The organism is Streptomyces durocortorensis, assembly GCF_016901035.1.
Taxonomy (GTDB): Bacteria; Actinomycetota; Actinomycetes; order Streptomycetales; family Streptomycetaceae; genus Streptomyces; species Streptomyces durocortorensis.
In genome coordinates this window covers 6,533-21,375 of sequence record NZ_JAFEUF010000003.1, presented here as the reverse complement: position 1 = coordinate 21,375, position 14,843 = coordinate 6,533, and the positions used below count along the sequence as shown (strand labels likewise).

General features: G+C 71.8%; 13 protein-coding genes and 2 pseudogenes. 5 read left to right on the top strand and 10 right to left on the bottom strand.

Annotated features, from left to right (window positions below; genetic code table 11):
* Positions 1-143: 143 nt before the first annotated feature.
* The 8 genes from ccsB to hemL form a co-directional block, all read right to left on the bottom strand.
* The gene (gene ccsB / locus JS521_RS01295; RefSeq protein ID WP_205080845.1) at positions 144-1,226 is read right to left on the bottom strand and encodes a c-type cytochrome biogenesis protein CcsB; all 1,083 of its coding nucleotides are present in this window, start codon (positions 1,224-1,226) and stop codon (positions 144-146) included.
* Positions 1,223-3,019 carry a cytochrome c biogenesis protein ResB gene (gene resB / locus JS521_RS01290; RefSeq protein ID WP_205080844.1) on the bottom strand — a complete coding sequence of 599 codons (1,797 nt, stop codon included), beginning with the start codon at positions 3,017-3,019 and terminating at the stop codon, positions 1,223-1,225. The genes ccsB and resB overlap by 4 nt, the downstream gene beginning before the upstream one ends.
* A gap of 5 nt (positions 3,020-3,024) precedes the next feature.
* Positions 3,025-3,804 carry a cytochrome c biogenesis CcdA family protein gene (locus tag JS521_RS01285; RefSeq protein ID WP_205080843.1) on the bottom strand — a complete coding sequence of 260 codons (780 nt, stop codon included), beginning with the start codon at positions 3,802-3,804 and terminating at the stop codon, positions 3,025-3,027.
* 4 nt (positions 3,805-3,808) lie between these two features.
* Positions 3,809-4,411, bottom strand: a complete 603-nt coding sequence (locus tag JS521_RS01280; RefSeq protein WP_205080842.1) for a TlpA family protein disulfide reductase — start codon at positions 4,409-4,411, stop codon at positions 3,809-3,811.
* Positions 4,412-4,478: 67 nt separating this feature from the next.
* Positions 4,479-5,735 carry a polysaccharide deacetylase family protein gene (locus tag JS521_RS01275; protein WP_205080841.1) on the bottom strand — a complete coding sequence of 419 codons (1,257 nt, stop codon included), beginning with the start codon at positions 5,733-5,735 and terminating at the stop codon, positions 4,479-4,481.
* Between the two features lie 315 nt (positions 5,736-6,050).
* Positions 6,051-7,361: an enterochelin esterase domain-containing protein gene (locus JS521_RS01270; RefSeq protein ID WP_239486615.1), complete on the bottom strand. Its 1,311-nt coding sequence runs from the start codon at positions 7,359-7,361 to the stop codon at positions 6,051-6,053.
* A 228-nt stretch (positions 7,362-7,589) separates the two neighbouring features.
* Positions 7,590-8,318, bottom strand: coding sequence for a histidine phosphatase family protein (locus JS521_RS01265; protein ID WP_205080840.1), 729 nt, complete (start codon positions 8,316-8,318; stop codon positions 7,590-7,592).
* Positions 8,315-9,586, bottom strand: a complete 1,272-nt coding sequence (gene hemL, locus JS521_RS01260) for a glutamate-1-semialdehyde 2,1-aminomutase (RefSeq protein WP_205080899.1) — start codon at positions 9,584-9,586, stop codon at positions 8,315-8,317. Before hemL ends, JS521_RS01265 begins: the two co-directional genes overlap by 4 nt.
* Before the next feature lie 332 nt (positions 9,587-9,918).
* Between hemL and JS521_RS01255 the strand changes: the two genes are divergently transcribed.
* On the top strand, positions 9,919-10,503 hold the full coding sequence (locus tag JS521_RS01255) for a hypothetical protein (protein WP_073780093.1): 585 nt from the start codon (positions 9,919-9,921) through the stop codon (positions 10,501-10,503).
* Between the two features lie 180 nt (positions 10,504-10,683).
* Entirely contained in the window at positions 10,684-11,037 is a 354-nt protein-coding gene (locus tag JS521_RS01250) for a hypothetical protein (protein WP_205080839.1), read from the top strand.
* Between the two features lie 153 nt (positions 11,038-11,190).
* Here JS521_RS01250 and JS521_RS37430 read toward each other — a convergent pair whose 3' ends face one another.
* On the bottom strand, positions 11,191-11,547 hold the full coding sequence (locus tag JS521_RS37430) for a maleylpyruvate isomerase N-terminal domain-containing protein (protein WP_205080838.1): 357 nt from the start codon (positions 11,545-11,547) through the stop codon (positions 11,191-11,193).
* 79 nt (positions 11,548-11,626) lie between these two features.
* On the opposite strand from JS521_RS37430, the pseudogene JS521_RS01240 reads away from it, so the two are divergent.
* Positions 11,627-12,447: pseudogene (locus JS521_RS01240) on the top strand (DUF6597 domain-containing transcriptional factor).
* Between the two features lie 86 nt (positions 12,448-12,533).
* Positions 12,534-13,268 (top strand): Mut7-C RNAse domain-containing protein, encoded by a 735-nt coding sequence (locus JS521_RS01235; RefSeq protein ID WP_205080837.1) that lies wholly within the window; start codon positions 12,534-12,536, stop codon positions 13,266-13,268.
* A gap of 19 nt (positions 13,269-13,287) precedes the next feature.
* Here JS521_RS01235 and JS521_RS01230 read toward each other — a convergent pair whose 3' ends face one another.
* Complete coding sequence (locus tag JS521_RS01230) at positions 13,288-13,995, bottom strand: AAA family ATPase (RefSeq protein ID WP_205080898.1); 708 nt, start codon at positions 13,993-13,995, stop codon at positions 13,288-13,290.
* A 91-nt stretch (positions 13,996-14,086) separates the two neighbouring features.
* Here JS521_RS01230 and JS521_RS01225 point away from each other — a divergent pair.
* A pseudogene (locus tag JS521_RS01225) lies at positions 14,087-14,836 on the top strand (SDR family oxidoreductase); the annotation flags it as partial.
* Between the last annotated feature and the right edge of the window lie 7 nt (positions 14,837-14,843).

Genomic DNA, 14,843 nt, shown 5'->3' with positions numbered 1-14,843 from the left:
CCGGACCCCCGCTTGTGTTGGCTGCTGCCCTCCCCGCCTCTGCTGGGTGTCGCCCCCTCGCCGTCCCCCCCCCCCCCCCCCCCCCCCCCCCCCCCGGGCCCCCCGCGGCCGCCCCGCGCCTCGGTGTGCCGTGCGTCGCGGGCTCAGACCCCGGCGTAGGAGTGCAGGCCGGAGACGAAGATGTTCACGCCGTAGTAGTTGAACAGCCAGCAGGCGAAGGCGACGAGCGCCAGGTAGGCGGCCTTGCGGCCCTTCCAGCCGGCGGTGGCGCGGGCGTGCAGGTAGGCGGCGTAGGCGACCCAGGTGATGAAGGACCAGACCTCCTTGGGATCCCAGCCCCAGTACCGGCCCCAGGCGTCGCCCGCCCAGATCGCGCCCGCGATGATCGTGAACGTCCACAGCGGGAAGACGGCCGCGTTGATCCGGTACGAGAACTTGTCCAGCGAGGCGGCCGCGGGCAGCCGCTCCATCACCGAGGCGGCGAACTTGCCCGGGGTGCCGCCGGAGGCGAGCTTGTTCTCGTAGCTGTCGCGGAAGAGGTAGAGGATCGTGCCGACCGCGCCGAGGTAGAAGACCGCGCCGCAGAGGATCGCCGTCGAGACGTGGATCCACAGCCAGTACGAGTGCAGCGCGGGCACCAGCTGGTCGCTGTCGGTGTAGAGCGTGGTGACCGCGATGCCGAGGTCCAGCAGGACGGTGGTGACCAGCGGGAGGCCGATCCAGCGGACGTTCTTCTTCAGTGCGAGGAGCACCAGGTAGGAGCCGACCACCACGGTGGAGAAGGTGATGGAGAACTCGTACATGTTGGCCCAGGGGGCCCGCTGCACGGACAGGGCGCGGGTGAGGACCCCGCCCGCCTGGACGAGGAAGGCCACCACGGTCAGCGAGACCGCGATCCGGCCGTACAGGTCACCCTTGAACGTGCCGCCCGCCGCGCCCGGGCCGTCGGGCACGTCACGTGTGCCGGCGGCGTTGCGGGTGATGACCTCGGGCCGCTCCAGCACGGCCGTGCCGCCGGCCTGCGCCTTCACCGCGGGGGCGGCGGCGGAGGCTGTGGCCGAGGAGGTGGACAGCGCGGCGGCCGTGCGGCCGACCTTGCTGCGGCTGCCGAAGACCCACTCCGCGATGTGCGCGAAGAACGCCAGGGTGTAGACGGCCATCGACGAATAGATCAGCACATTGCTGGTGTGCGCCAGGCTCTCGTTGGTTGCGGCGGCGAGATTCACTTCTCAGCCCCTTCGGCAGGTGCTTCGGCAGGATGTACGGGCCGGCTCCCGGCCTCGTTGGTGGCATCGGGTGCGTCCCCGTCCGTGGACGTGGACGCCGCGGGTTTCTCCGGCGCGGCGGGGGCGACGGGCGCCGTGGTGACGAGGGCGGCCGAGAGGTCGCCCAGTTCCTCGGGGAGCTTCGCGGACTCGCTGCGGCCCAGGCCCGCCATCTCCACGACCGTGACGCCGTCGGCGCCCCGGACCGCCCGCACCCACACCCGGCGTCGCTGGATGAACAGCGATCCGGCGAGTCCGGCGATGGCGGCGACGGCTCCGCCGAGCGCCCAGCCGGTGCCCGGCTGCTGCGAGACCTGGAAGCTGGCCCACTCCTCGGTGCCCTCGTAGGTGATGGAACCGGCGCCGTCGGGCAGGTCCAGCTTCTCGCCGGGCATCAGCAGCTTCTTGAGCAGCTCGCCGTCCTTGTCCTTGAACTCCTTCATCTTGGACGTGTCGAGCTGGTAGACGTTCTGCGCGAGCCCGGAGTCGACGCCGAGCGATCCCTGGTAGGCGCTGAGCGCCAGCACGGGGAAGTCCAGGGCGGGGAACTGCGAGAACATCTGGCCCTTGCCGTGACCGGCGAAGGTCGGCACGAAGAACGCCTTGAAGCCCAGCTGGGTCTTCTTGCCGTCCTTGTCCTTGTAGCCGTCCATCACCTTGATCGCGCCGGACGAGGTGATGTTGTTGTCGATCGGCAGGAGCGGCACGGCGGACTTCGAGACGACCTTGCCCTTGCCGTCCCGGACGGTGACGACGGGTGCGTAGCCGTGGGCGATCAGATAGACCTTGGTGCCGTCGACGACGAGCGGTTCGTTGACCTTGATGACGCCCTTGCGCTCCGCGCCGTCGGCCCCCTCGTTGTACGTCACGCGGGCCTCGAAGGTGCGCGGGGTGCCGCGCTGCGGGCCGCTCTTCTCGTACGTACCCACGAACTCGTCGAGCACGAAGCTGAACGGGGCCAGCGAGTCGGAGTCGTAGAGCGAGCCCGACTTGAAGTCGTCGTACTGGGTGAGCGTGTTGGAGAAGCCGTCGCCCTCGACGACCAGCTTGCCGCCCTCGGACTTGAAGAGCTGCCCGGAGGCGAAGGCCACCAGCATCACGATGAGGGCGATGTGGAAGACCAGGTTCCCGGCCTCGCGGAGGTAGCCCTTCTCGGCGGCGACCGCGTCGCCCACCTCGTGGCCGCGGAAGCGCCGCCCCCGCAGGAGGGCGAGGGCCGCCTCGCGGACCTCCTCGGGCTCGGCCTCGGTGCGCCAAGTGGTGTACGCGGGCAGCCTGGTCAGCCGCTTCGGCGCGCCCGGCGGGCGGCTGCGGAGCTGGCCGACGAACTGGCCGGTGCGCGGCACGATGCAGCCGATGAGCGAGACGAACAGCAGGATGTAGATCGCGGAGAACCACACCGAGCTGTAGACGTCGAAGAGCTGGAGCGCCTCGTAGACCGGGGTGAGCGTGGTGTGCCGGTCCTTGAAGGCCTGCACCTTCATGTCGTCGACGCTGGTCTGCGGGATCAGCGACCCCGGGATCGCCCCGAGGGAGAGCAGGAAGAGCAGGATCAGCGCCACCCGCATCGAGGTGAGCTGGCGCCAGAACCAGCGCACCCAGCCGATCACGCTCATCGCGGGCACGCCCGCCCCGGTCTCGGGGCGCTCCTCGCGGGGCGCGGTGGAGAGCTGCTCGCCGGCCGCACCGTGGGCGGAGCCCTGCTCGTGCTCGTCCGCGCGCTCGCGCGTCCGCGTGCTGTTCGCCTTGCTCATTGGACTCAGATCCCTACAACGAAGCCGCTGGACCAGCTCTGCATGTGCTGCATGAGCGTGGCCCACGCACCGGTCAGCAGCAGGATTCCGGTCACGATCATCATGCCGCCGCCGATCCGCATCACCCATGCGTAGTGGCGCTTGACCCAGCCGAACGCGCCGAGCGCCTTGCGGAAGGCGACCGCGGCGAGGACGAACGGGACACCGAGACCGAGACAGTACGCGACGGTCAGTATCGCGCCACGTCCGGCGGTGGCGCTCTGGGTCGAGAGCGCCAGCACGGAGGAGAGCGTCGGGCCGATGCACGGGGTCCAGCCGATCCCGAACAGGGCGCCGAGCAGCGGCGCTCCGGCCAGACCGGTCACCGGCCGCTTGTGGAAGCGGAACTCGCGCTGGGTCACGCCCGGCAGGAGCCCCATGAAGAAGACGCCCATGAGGATCATCAGCACGCCGAGGACCTTGTTGAGCACCTCGGCGTGCATCTGGAGCTCTTGGCCGAAGTAGCCGAAGAGCGCGCCGGTGGAGGCGAACACGACGGTGAAGCCGAGGACGAACAGCGAGGCGCCGGCCACCACCCGGCCCCGGCGCGCGTCCGCCAGGTCGGTGCCGCTGATTCCGGTGACGTAACTCAGATAACCGGGCACCAGCGGCAGGACGCACGGTGAGAAGAAGGAGATGAGACCGGCCAGCAGGGCGAGCGGCAGAGCGGCCAGCAGCGCCCCGGACAGGACGGTGCTGTTCGTCGAGGCCAGCGTGACGGTCTCGTGAGCGGCGAGGGGGATCACCGGATCACTTCTCCGCGATGATCGGGTCGATCATCTCGCGCAGCTCGTCCCCGTTCAGCGCCTGGAGCGTGCGGGCCGCGATCTTCCCGTCCCGGTCGATGACCACGGTGGACGGGATGGCCTGCGGGTTCAGGGTGCCCTTGGGGAAGCGGAGGATGAGCTTGCCGATCGGGTCGTAGAAGCTGGGGTACTTCACCCCGTAGTCCTTCTCGAAGTTGATCGCCTTGTCCCGCTCGGGATCCCGGGTGTTTATCCCGACGAACTGGACGCCCTGGTCCTTCGTCGCCTCGGAGACCTTCGCGAAGTACTTCGCCTCCAGCCGGCAGGGGCCGCACCAGGAGCCCCAGACGTTCAGCACGACGACCTTGCCCCTGTAGTCGGCGAGGTCGAGCGGCTTGCCCTCCAGGCTGTTGCCGTCGAGCTTCGGCGCGGCCACCCGGTCGCTCTTCGCGACGGTGGAGATTCCTCCGCTGCCGGTGACGAAGTTGGTGTTGCCGCCGCCCCCGGCCTTGTTGCCGTCGCCGCACGCGGTCAGCGTCAGGGCACCGGCCACGGCGGTGGCGGCGAGCAGGGTGAAGCGGCGTCGGGACGCGCGGCCAAAGCTCATGTGAAAAGTTTCGCATGGCAGTTTCCGGCGATCTGCGCGCCCCCCTCGGTGCCCGTAAAGCCCCTTGTCAAGCCTGTTTAAAGAAGGAGTTCCAGCCGCCGGCGGGCGCCTGTCCGACGTCCAGTGTCCGGAGCTTGGCGAGGACGGCGGGATCCTGGGCGTCGAGCCAGTCGACGTACTGCCGGAACGAGACGAGACGCACGTCGTCCTTGTCCGCGACCTTCTTGATCACTTCTTCCACGGCGTCCATATAGATGCCGCCGTTCCACTCCTCGAAGTGGTTGCCGATGTAGAAGGGCGCGCGATTCGACTCGTAGGCGCGCTGGAATCCGGCGAGATAGGCGTCGGTCGCCTGCTGCCGCCAGCCGGGATAACGCGCGGGCATGCCCTTGGTCGAATTCTGCGACTGGTTGGCGAGGATGTTGTAGTCCATCGAGAGCACCTCGAAGGAGTGCCCGGGGAACGGCATCGCCTGCAGCGGCAGGTCCCAGACGCCGCCGCGCTTGACGGGCCAGGTCTGGCGGCCGCCGGGCGAGCTGGCGTCGTAGCGCCAGCCCAGCTTGCTCGCGGTCGGCAGGAGATTGTCCTGGCCGAGCAGGCAGGGGGTGCGGCCGCCGACCAGTTCCTTGCGATAGTCGAACGGAAGCGGGTCCTCGTTCTCCCAGCCGGTGTTCGTCCGCCATTCCGTGACGAACGACACAGCCTGATTGATCTCGCTGTGCCATTGGGCCGGCGTCCAGCGCTCCACGGATCCGGAACCGCCGCAGAAATGCCCGTTGAAGTGGGTGCCGATCTCATGGCCGTCCAGCCATGCCTGCCGTACGTACTTCAGCGTGTCCTTGACGTGATCGTCGGTGAGATAGCCGATGTCGGAGGCGCCGCGAGGGTTGTTCGGCGGGCGGTAGAGGGATTTCTTCGACTCGGGCAGCAGATAGATCCCGGAGAGGAAGAACGTCATCGCCGCGTCGTGTTCCTTGGCGAGTTCGAGAAAGCGCGGGAAGAGCCCGTTGCCGACCTCGCCCGCGCCGTCCCAGGAAAAGATCACGAACTGCGGGGGCTTCTGGCCGGGTTCGAGCGGGACGGGCGCGTCCGGCTGGTGGGGCTGCTTGCCGGTGTCGGCGGTCGAGCCGTCGCCGATCAGCCGGACCTTGTTCTTCGGCGAACCGTTTCCGCTGCCGTTGCCGCCGGTACCGGAGTCACCCTTGCCGCCCTGGCCGGACCCTCCGTCACCGGAGGAGCCCGAGGTGCCACAGCCGGCGAGTCCGATCGCGGCTGCGGCCCCGAGTCCCGCGCCGAGCAGGCCCCTTCGATTGATGTCGCGCATACCGTCCCCATCTGCGGTCGTTTTATCTCAAGACCATACAAACTACTGAAGGGTTAGATGAGGCGCGTAACACGTCGGTTCCGTGCATTTGGGGACTTTCTTTACGCTTTACCTTGCGACCGCCCGGCCGGTCTTGGTGCGACGCCCGTACGGTGCCCGCACGCATCTACGAGCAGCCCTGATGTGGGGGACGCGGGAGAGGCCCTCCGCAGTTCTGCTGTCGGCGGGCGGGTCAGCGATCGCCTGGTCACCCATCGGCCGGTCACCGATCGGTGAGGCGGCGGCCGACAGGGCGGCTTCCCTGGATCGTCGAACTCATGCGCGGGCGGGAGCCCCGTCCACCGGCCGCCCCTCCCGGAAGGCCTCCACCAGGGCGTCGGCCAGCAGCCCCTGCCAGCAGGCGTGGTCGCGGCCGCCGTTGTGGACGGTGCGGAGGACGCGGTGCCCCCGGGCGCGCAGCAGCGGGACGAGGGCCTCGCCGTGTCCGAGTGCGGCGGCCCCGTCGTGCAGGCCGAGGCCGAGGTGGACGACGGGGGCGGGGTCCGGCCCTTCGCCGCCGTACGTTCCGCCCTCGGGGCTCCAGCCCGGCGAGGGCGACTGGGCGAGGACCCGGCCGAACCGTTCGGGCCGGGTGAGACCGGCGTACAGCGCCGCCGTCCCGCCGGACCCCTGCCCGGCTACGACGGTCCGGTCCGCGTCGGCGGTCAGCGGCCACCGGGCGCGCGCCCACGGCAGCAGCTCCTCGGCGAGGAAGGCGGCGAAGGCCTCCCGCCCGCCCAGGTCGCGCCGTCGGGTCGCGGCGTCGACGGCGTCCGGGGCGAGGACGACGAGCGGCGGCAGCGCCCCGTCGGCGATCAGGGCGTCCAGCGTGTCGGGGAGGCCCCCCCCCCCGAACCACATGTCGCCGTCGCAGAGCACGAGCACGGGCAGCGGGCCGCCGTCACCGCCGCCGCTGGCGTGTTCCGGTGGAAGGCCCACCCCCTCCGGTGGGAGGTACGCCCACACCTCGCGCTCCTCGCCCAGGGCGTGGCCGGTGACGGTGTGCCGCTCGACGGTCCCCCGCCGGATGCCGTCCCGGCGGCCGGTCCACGGCTGGGGCGGGGCCTCCGGCAGGGCGAACACCGAGCTCTCCACCGAGCGCCAGCGCACCGGCAGGCGGCGGGGGTTGAGCGGGTCGGCCACCCCGTGCGCCATCAGTGCGGTCAGCCGCCGCTGGAGCCGTACGGGATCGGCGGGCGCGGGACCGTGCGAGACGTCGGCCACCAGGCGGTAGGACCCGCGGTGGTCGGCGCGCAGCCGGTAGCCGAGATACCAGATGTCGGTGCCCGGGAGGTGGTGGAGGAGGCTGTCGGCCGGCCGGTCGCGGTCGCCGATGCCGGTCGCCATCAGGAGGACCTGGCGGGTCGCGCGGTGGCCGCGCCAGAGGAAGGTGACGGCGCGGTGGCCGGGGGCGTCGTCGAGCGTTTCGACGAGCGGGGTGCCGGTGCGGGCGGCCTCGCCCCAGAACGCCTCGGTCAGGGCGGTACGGGCGGCGGCGTCCCGGGCGGCTTCGAGCTGCCGGGCGAGCCGGGCCATCCGGGGGCCGGTGGCCGGGCGGGGGGCGGCGTCCGCCGCAGTACGGATCATCGTTCCACCGTTTCGTCGCAGGCGTCCGTGACCACGACGAGCCCCACGGGAACCGGCAGGGCCCGGCAAGGGCCGTAGGCCTACCCGCCTGGGGGCAAGTTAGCTTAGCCTAACCTAACTCATCGTTAGCTGGTACGGGAAAGGGGACGGGGCCCGCCGCCGCGGTGTGCGGCAGCCGGTCCCGTGGGTCCGTCTCGTCCTGTCGTCGTCCCGTCCCGCGGCGTCGGGCTACGCCCCGAACGCCTTGGACTGCCCCTTCGCGGCCTTGCCCTTCACCGGCTTGGCCCCGGCCAGCAGGTGCACGGGCACCAGGTCCCGGGCCGGCTCCGAGTAGCCGACCGAGACGATGCGGTCGCCCCGGTAGGTGAAGCTGGTCAGCGAGGCCAGGGTGCACTGCCGCTTGCGCGGGTCGTGCCACAGCCGGCGGCGCTCCACGAAGGACCGCAGGATCCAGATGGGCAACTGGTGGCTGACGCAGACCGCCTCGTGCCCGCGCGCCGCGTCCCGGGCCGTGTCGATCGCGCTCATCATCCGGACGACCTGCTCGATGTACGGCTCACCCCAGGACGGCTTGAACGGGTTGGTGAGGTGCTTCCAGTTGTCCGGCTTGCGCAGCGCCCCGTCGCCGACGCCGAAGGTCTTGCCCTCGAAGACGTTGGCGGCCTCGATCAGCCGGGCATCGGTCGCCAGGTCCAGGCCGTGTGCCTGGGCGATGGGGTCGGCGGTTTCCTGGGCGCGCTCCAGCGGGGAGGCGACGACATGGGTGATGTCGCGCTTCTCCAGGTGCTCGGCGACCCGGTCGGCCATCTTCCGGCCCAGGTCGGAGAGGTGGTAGCCGGGGCGGCGGCCGTAGAGCACGCCGTCCGGGTTGTGCACCTCGCCGTGCCGGACCACGTGCACCACGGTCAGCTGCTCGTCGCGGTTCACGCCTTCGGAGTGGGGGGCCTTCTCACTCATGCGGTGGCCTCCGATGCGGCGCGGGCGGCGGCGGGCAGGGCGGCGGCGATGCGCTCGATCGCCCGCTCGTCGTGGGCCGTCGAGACGAACCAGGACTCGAACGCCGAGGGCGGCAGGTAGACGCCCTGCTCCAGCATGGAGTGGAAGAACGCGGTGAAGCGGAAGACGTCCTGCTGCTTGGCGTCGTCGTAGTTCCGGACCGGCTGGTCCGTGAAGAAGACGGAGAACATGTTGCTCGCGGCGGAGACGGTGTGTGCCACGCCTTCCTTGGTGAGCGCGTCGCCCACCAGGGAGCGCAGTTCGGCGGAGACCGCGTCGATCTTCGCGTACGCCGCGTCGTCCAGCAGTCGCAGCTGGGCGAGGCCGGCGGCGGTGGCGACCGGGTTCCCGGAGAGGGTGCCCGCCTGGTAGACCGGGCCGGCCGGGGCCAGGTGCGCCATCACGTCGGCGCGGCCGCCGAAGGCCGCGGCGGGGAAGCCGCCGCCCATGACCTTGCCGAAGGTCATCAGGTCGGGCCGGACGCCGTCGACGCCGTACCAGCCGGCCTTCGACGTACGGAAGCCCGTCATGACCTCGTCGGAGATGTACAGCGCGCCGTTGGCCGCGCACAGCTCCTTGAGCCCGGCGTTGAAGCCGTCCGCCGGCGGGACGACGCCCATGTTGCCGGGGGATGCCTCGGTGATCACGCAGGCGATCTCGCCCGGGTGCGCGGCGAAGGCGGCGCGGACCGCGTCCAGGTCGTTGTAGGGCAGCACGACGGTGTCCCCGGCCGTGGCGCCCGTGACACCGGGGGTGTCGGGCAGCCCGAAGGTGGCCACGCCCGACCCGGCGGCGGCCAGCAGCGCGTCCACGTGGCCGTGGTAGCAGCCGGCGAACTTCACGACCTTGGCCCGGCCCGTGAAACCGCGGGCCAGCCGGATCGCGGACATGGTCGCCTCGGTGCCGGAGGAGACCAGGCGCACCTGCTCGACGGGCTCGATCCGCGCCACGATCTCCTCGGCGAGCGCGACCTCGCCCTCACCCGGCGTACCGAAGGAGGTACCGCGGGAGACCGCCTCCTGGACGGCGGCGATGACCTCGGGGTGAGAGTGGCCGAGAATCATCGGCCCCCACGAGCAGACGAGGTCGACGTACTCACGGCCGTCGGCGTCGGTGAGGTACGGACCGGTGCCGGACACCATGAACCGGGGCGTACCGCCCACGGCCCGGAAGGCACGCACGGGAGAGTTCACGCCGCCGGGCGTCACGACGGACGCCCGGTCGAACAGCGACTGCGAAACTGGGGCTTCGTATGGATACGCCACTTTGGTCCTGATCTGCGATTCGGGTGTCGGGGGGCCTGGCCGGGAAATCCCAAACAATCTCGGCCACCGGTGAGCAGGGAGGGCGCTCCCCTCGTATCACGAAAGAGCGTCAGCGCTCTCGCGTCTGCGAAACTGGGGCGTCATAGGGAAAGCTCACCCATGCCATGGTGTCAGAGGCACGGACGGTCTTTGCGGACAGGTGTTTCACCGCACGCCCGTGGGGGAGGTCACTGACACGATGATCGGGTTGCGCGGCGGGGGCTGTGTCTCCTAAGAAGTAGTCGGGTGGATGAGATATGCATCGCGGTGGCGGAGTGGGCGAAGGGACCGACGACCTGGGGCCCGAGCCTGCCCGGCGAGGGCGGCACCGGCGCAGGGCCGAGCGCGCCCAGAGCAGGGGCGCGGAGAGCACGCCGCCCCCCGGGACCAGGAGCGGGGGCGGGATGGGGGTGACCTACAAGTATTTCGGCGCGCCGGACGGGGCCACCGCCGCACGGGTGCCCATCTCGATGCGCCCGGAGGAGCTCGGCGGTGACGAGCTGGGCATGGGCGGCATGTTCACGAAGATCAAGCCGGAGACGGTCGCCGCCATGGTCCTGACCGGCATCCAGGGCATACCCCTGCACAAGGTCCCCCCGCTGGAACTGGTCGTCCTCCACCCCGACTACGCGGTGGTCAAGCTCCCGATGACCGTCGTGGACCCGCTGCGCGGCGTCGGCGAGGAGTCGGTCGGCGCGGCGGCCTTCATCTGGTCCACGGTCCCCGACCGCGGCGGCCCGCGCGACGCGTTCAACGTCTACCAGCTGCTCCACGAGTGGCAGGACTTCTCCCACCGCCTGCACGACGCGGGGCACCAGGCGTACTGCCTGGTGTGGCCCTGAGGCGCGGATCACCCAAGCCCGGCCGCACAGTCGGTCGAAGCGTTCAAACAGACGCACCCACGCGCACACATCCGGTCAGAATCCGGCCAGACCTTAGGGATATTTGGCCGACGGCCGGTCTTCAGCCGACCCGCCCCGCGCGCCGATGCACAGGACACCGACCCGTCGAGGAGGTCCGCCGTGGGCGACGTTCTGCTGGCCCTGTCCATCCCCGTGCTCGTCTTCGGCGGCGGCATCTACGCCGCCTGCGACTGCTGGTGGCGCCGCAGGCATCCGGCGCCACCGTCCCCGTACACCCACCGGGCGGCCCGGCTGGCGGAGCAGGACATGCTGCTGCTGGCCGAGGAGATCGTCGACGACGCGTACGCCGCGCTCGGCCCCCTCTACGACGCCCCGGCCGCGCCGGACCCCGCCGGACCGCCCACCGAGCCCGCCGCCGTCAGCCCCCGCTCGTCCCGGTCGCCCCGGCCGTCCCGCCCGGCGTCCACCCCGGGTCGCGGCCCGTCACGGCCAGCAGGCGTTCGAAGGCGGTAGCGGTCTCCGGGACCGGGAACGGCTCGCCGAACACCTTCATCTCCCGGGCCTGCGGAGCCATCTCCGCGAGCCCCGGGCCCACCTCGTCGAGCACACTCGGCTCCGGCACGAAGTCCCCGCCGGTCGCCCGCGCCAGGTCCCAGGCGTGCACCGTCAGGTCGCCCAGCACCATGAGTCCCACCGTCCGGGCCGGCAGCCCCATCTGCCCCGTCGTGCCCTCCTCGACGCCCGGCATGCTCCACGCCTCCACCAGGCGGGCGGTCTCCTCGCCGAACCTGACCCGCCAGTCGCCGTCCGCCACGAAGTCCGGTCCTGACCGAAATCCACGTCCTCGCGGGCCGCGAGGGCCTGGAAGTTCACGACCACCAGGAACAGGTGGTTCAGCAGCGCCCGTACGTCGTACTCGGCGCAGGGCGTGGGGCCGCCCAGTTGCCCGTCGTCGATCCCCCGCACCACGGGCAGGGCCCGGTCCGCGGCGGTCTCCAGCAGTTCACCGATCGTCTGAGTCATGCCCCCACCCTGCGCCGCCCCGCCGCCCGCGTCTTGAAGAAACACGACAGGGGTCCGGAGCCCCTCTAAAGTCGTGGTCATGGCTGCCGGACCCCGCCGCGACACCCGGGGCATCGTCGACGCCCCGGACCTCTTCGCCCACGTACGCTTCCGCCGCCGCGAGCCCGCCGCCGCGCTGCGTCCGTACCTGGAGCACTACTGGCTGATCGACTGGGACCTCACCGAGCCGTACGCCGCGCACGTCGTCCCGCACCCGTCGGTGAACCTGGTGCTCCAGCGGTACGAGGACGGGGACAGCCCCCGGGAGCGGTCCGGGTACGCCGAGGTCGCGGGCGTCGATCCCGGGCTCTTCACCCGGAAGCTGGCCGGGCGCGGCCGGGTCTGCGGGGTGCAGTTCCGGCCCGGCGGCTTCCGCCCGTTCACGCCCGGGCGCCCGGTCTCCGACTGGACCGGCGTGCGCGCCGACGCCGCCGAGGTGCTGCGGCTGCCGCCGCCCGTCGACGCGGTCCTCGGCCCGGACGACGAGGACGCGCGCGTCGCGGCGCTGGACGCCTTCCTGCTGGCCCTGGAGCCGCGCCCCGATCCCCGGGCGACCCTCGCGATGGCCGTCGTCGACCGGGTGCGCACGGACCGCACCGTGCTCCGCGTCGAAGCGCTCGCCCGGGACGCCGGGCTCTCCGCCCGCTCCCTGCAACGGCTCTTCTCCGCGTACGTCGGCGTCGGCCCCAAGTGGGTCTCCTCCGCTACCGCATCCACGAGGCGCTGGAGGCCGCCGCATCCGGGCCGGCCGTCGACTGGGCGCGGCTCGCGGCGGACCTCGGCTACAGCGACCAGGCCCACCTCGTCCGGGACTTCACCGCGACGGTGGGCGTGCCCCCGACGGCGTTCGCCCCGCACTGAGCCGGCCAGGACGCACACCCGCGCGCCCCGCCGCACCCCGGCCAAATCCCTGGCAGGCCGTCCCGCCCCGGTGGCATCCTGACCGGGTGAACGGACCCGAGATCACCCTCGAAGTAGCCCCTGAGCTGCGGCTCTTCGTCCCGCACGACCGACGCGGCGGGCCCACGCCCCTCGTCACGGACGGCTCCTCGACCCTCGGCCATGTCATCGAGTCCCTCGGCATCCCGCTCACCGAGGCCGGAACGCTGCTGGTGAACGGCGGTCCGGTGGCCCGCTCGCACGTACCCGGACCCGGCGAACACGTCGACGTACGCGCCGTGGAACGCCCGCAGCGGGTACCCGGCGCACCCCTGCGCTTCCTCCTGGACGTCCACCTCGGCACGCTGGCCCGCCGGCTGCGGCTCCTGGGCGTCGACGCGGCGTACGAGAGCGAGGACATCGGCGACCCCGCCCTGGCCGCCCTCTCCGCGCGCGAGCGGCGCGTCCTGCTCTCCCGGGACCGCGGGCTGCTGCGCCGCCGGGAGCTGTGGGCGGGGGCGTACGTCTACAGCGACCGCCCCAAGGAGCAGCTCCGCGACGTCCTCGGCCGCTTCGCTCCGGTCCTGGCCCCGTGGACCCGCTGCACCGCGTGCAACGGCACCCTGGCCGGGGCCGCGAAGGACTCCGTGAGCGGGCTGCTGGAGCACGGCACGCAGCAGGCGTACGACGTGTTCGCCCAGTGCACGGAGTGCTCCCGGGTGTACTGGCGCGGCGCCCACCACGGTCACCTGGAGACGATCGTGTCCGAGGCGGTCCGCGAGTTCGGGGGCACACCGGCGTAGAGCCGGGCGGAGCCGGCGCTCAGCCGAGAATGTGGCGCAGGTAGGCCTGCGGGTCGGCGAGGTAGCGGCGCCAGTGGTCGACGAGCTCCAGATCCGCCCAGCGCACCCGCTCCATGCCGCCCTCCCCCAGCTGCACGATGTCGGCACCCGGCAGCGCGGTGAGCAGCGGTGAGTGGGTGGCGCACACCACCTGGCCGCCCGCTTTGACCAACTGGTCCAGGTGGCCCAGCAGTTCGAGGCACGAGGCGAAGGAGAGCGCGGCCTCGGGCTCGTCCAGGACGTAGAGCCCCGGCACCGTGAACTTCTCCCGGAACGCGGCGAGGAACCCCTCCCCGTGGCTGCGGGAGTCCGGATCCAGACTCTCCCGCTCCAACGCGTCGAGGGCGGTCTCCGCCCGCAGGAAGAACCCCTTGCGCGCGGCCCGGCTGCCGACCATCCGCCGCCCCCGGGGCGCGGCGTCGAAGCGGACGCGTTCCCCGAGCACGGACTTGCCCCGCGAGGTGGCGTACTTCCAGTCGGCGGAACCGCCGTACGAGTCCAGCCCGAACCCCTCGGCCAGGGCCTCGACCAGCGTCGACTTCCCCGAGCCGTTCTCGCCGACGAGGAAGGTCACCGGGGCCCGGAACCGCAGCCCCTCGGCGAGGAACTGCCGCACACCGGGCACGGTCCACGGCCAGGCGTCCGGGTCGGGGTCGTACACATGGGCGTAGGCGCGTTCGACGATCACCTGACCATGATGACGGGGCCGGCGGCCCTCCCGGAGGCGCCTGCCTATCCTTGCCCCGTACCCGATCAGCAGCCGCCCGAGGAGATCCGCCATGGCCGCCACCCCCATCGCCGTCGTCACCGGCGCGAGCAGCGGCATCGGCGCCGCGACCGCCCGCACCCTGGCCGCCGAAGGCTTCCGCGTCGTGCTGACCGCCCGCCGCAAGGACCGCATCGAGGCGCTGGCCGCCGAGCTCACCGAGGCCGGCCACCAGGCGACGGCGTACGCGCTGGACGTCACCGACCGGGCGGCGGTCGACGAGTTCGCCACCGCGTTCCGCTCCCTCGCCGTCCTCGTCAACAACGCGGGCGGGGCGCTCGGGGCCGACCCGGTCGCGACCGGAGACCCCGCCGACTGGCGGCAGATGTACGAGACCAACGTGATCGGCACGCTCAACGTCACCCAGGCCCTGCTGCCCGCGCTCACCGCGAGCGGCGACGGCACGATCGTGATCCTCTCCTCGACGGCGGCGCTGTCCGCGTACGAGGGCGGCGGCGGGTACGTCGCGGCCAAGCACGGCGAGCACGTCCTGGCCGAGACCCTGCGCCTGGAGATCGTCGGCACCCCGGTCCGCGTCATCGAGGTGGCCCCCGGCATGGTCAGGACCGAGGAGTTCGCCACCACGCGCTTCCGCGGCGACACCGAGAAGGCGGCCAAGGTCTACGCGGGCGTCGACGCCCCGCTGACCGCCGAGGACGTGGCCGACACGATCGGCTGGGCCGTCACCCCGCCCAGCCCCCGCAACAACCCCCTCCAGGTGGTACGGGCCCCCGCCCCGGCCGCCCACAACCAGGTCCACCGCCCGCAGG

Coding starts and splice junctions, on each gene's coding strand:
- JS521_RS01280 (WP_205080842.1), bottom strand. CDS start 4,411: ATGAGCTTTGGCCGCGCGTCCCGACGCCGCTTCACCCTGCTCGCCGCC.
- JS521_RS37430 (WP_205080838.1), bottom strand. CDS start 11,547: ATGACTCAGACGATCGGTGAACTGCTGGAGACCGCCGCGGACCGGGCC.
- JS521_RS01270 (WP_239486615.1), bottom strand. CDS start 7,361: ATGATCCGTACTGCGGCGGACGCCGCCCCCCGCCCGGCCACCGGCCCC.
- JS521_RS01275 (WP_205080841.1), bottom strand. CDS start 5,735: ATGCGCGACATCAATCGAAGGGGCCTGCTCGGCGCGGGACTCGGGGCC.
- JS521_RS01255 (WP_073780093.1), top strand. CDS start 9,919: ATGCATCGCGGTGGCGGAGTGGGCGAAGGGACCGACGACCTGGGGCCC.
- JS521_RS01265 (WP_205080840.1), bottom strand. CDS start 8,318: ATGAGTGAGAAGGCCCCCCACTCCGAAGGCGTGAACCGCGACGAGCAG.
- resB (WP_205080844.1), bottom strand. CDS start 3,019: ATGAGCAAGGCGAACAGCACGCGGACGCGCGAGCGCGCGGACGAGCAC.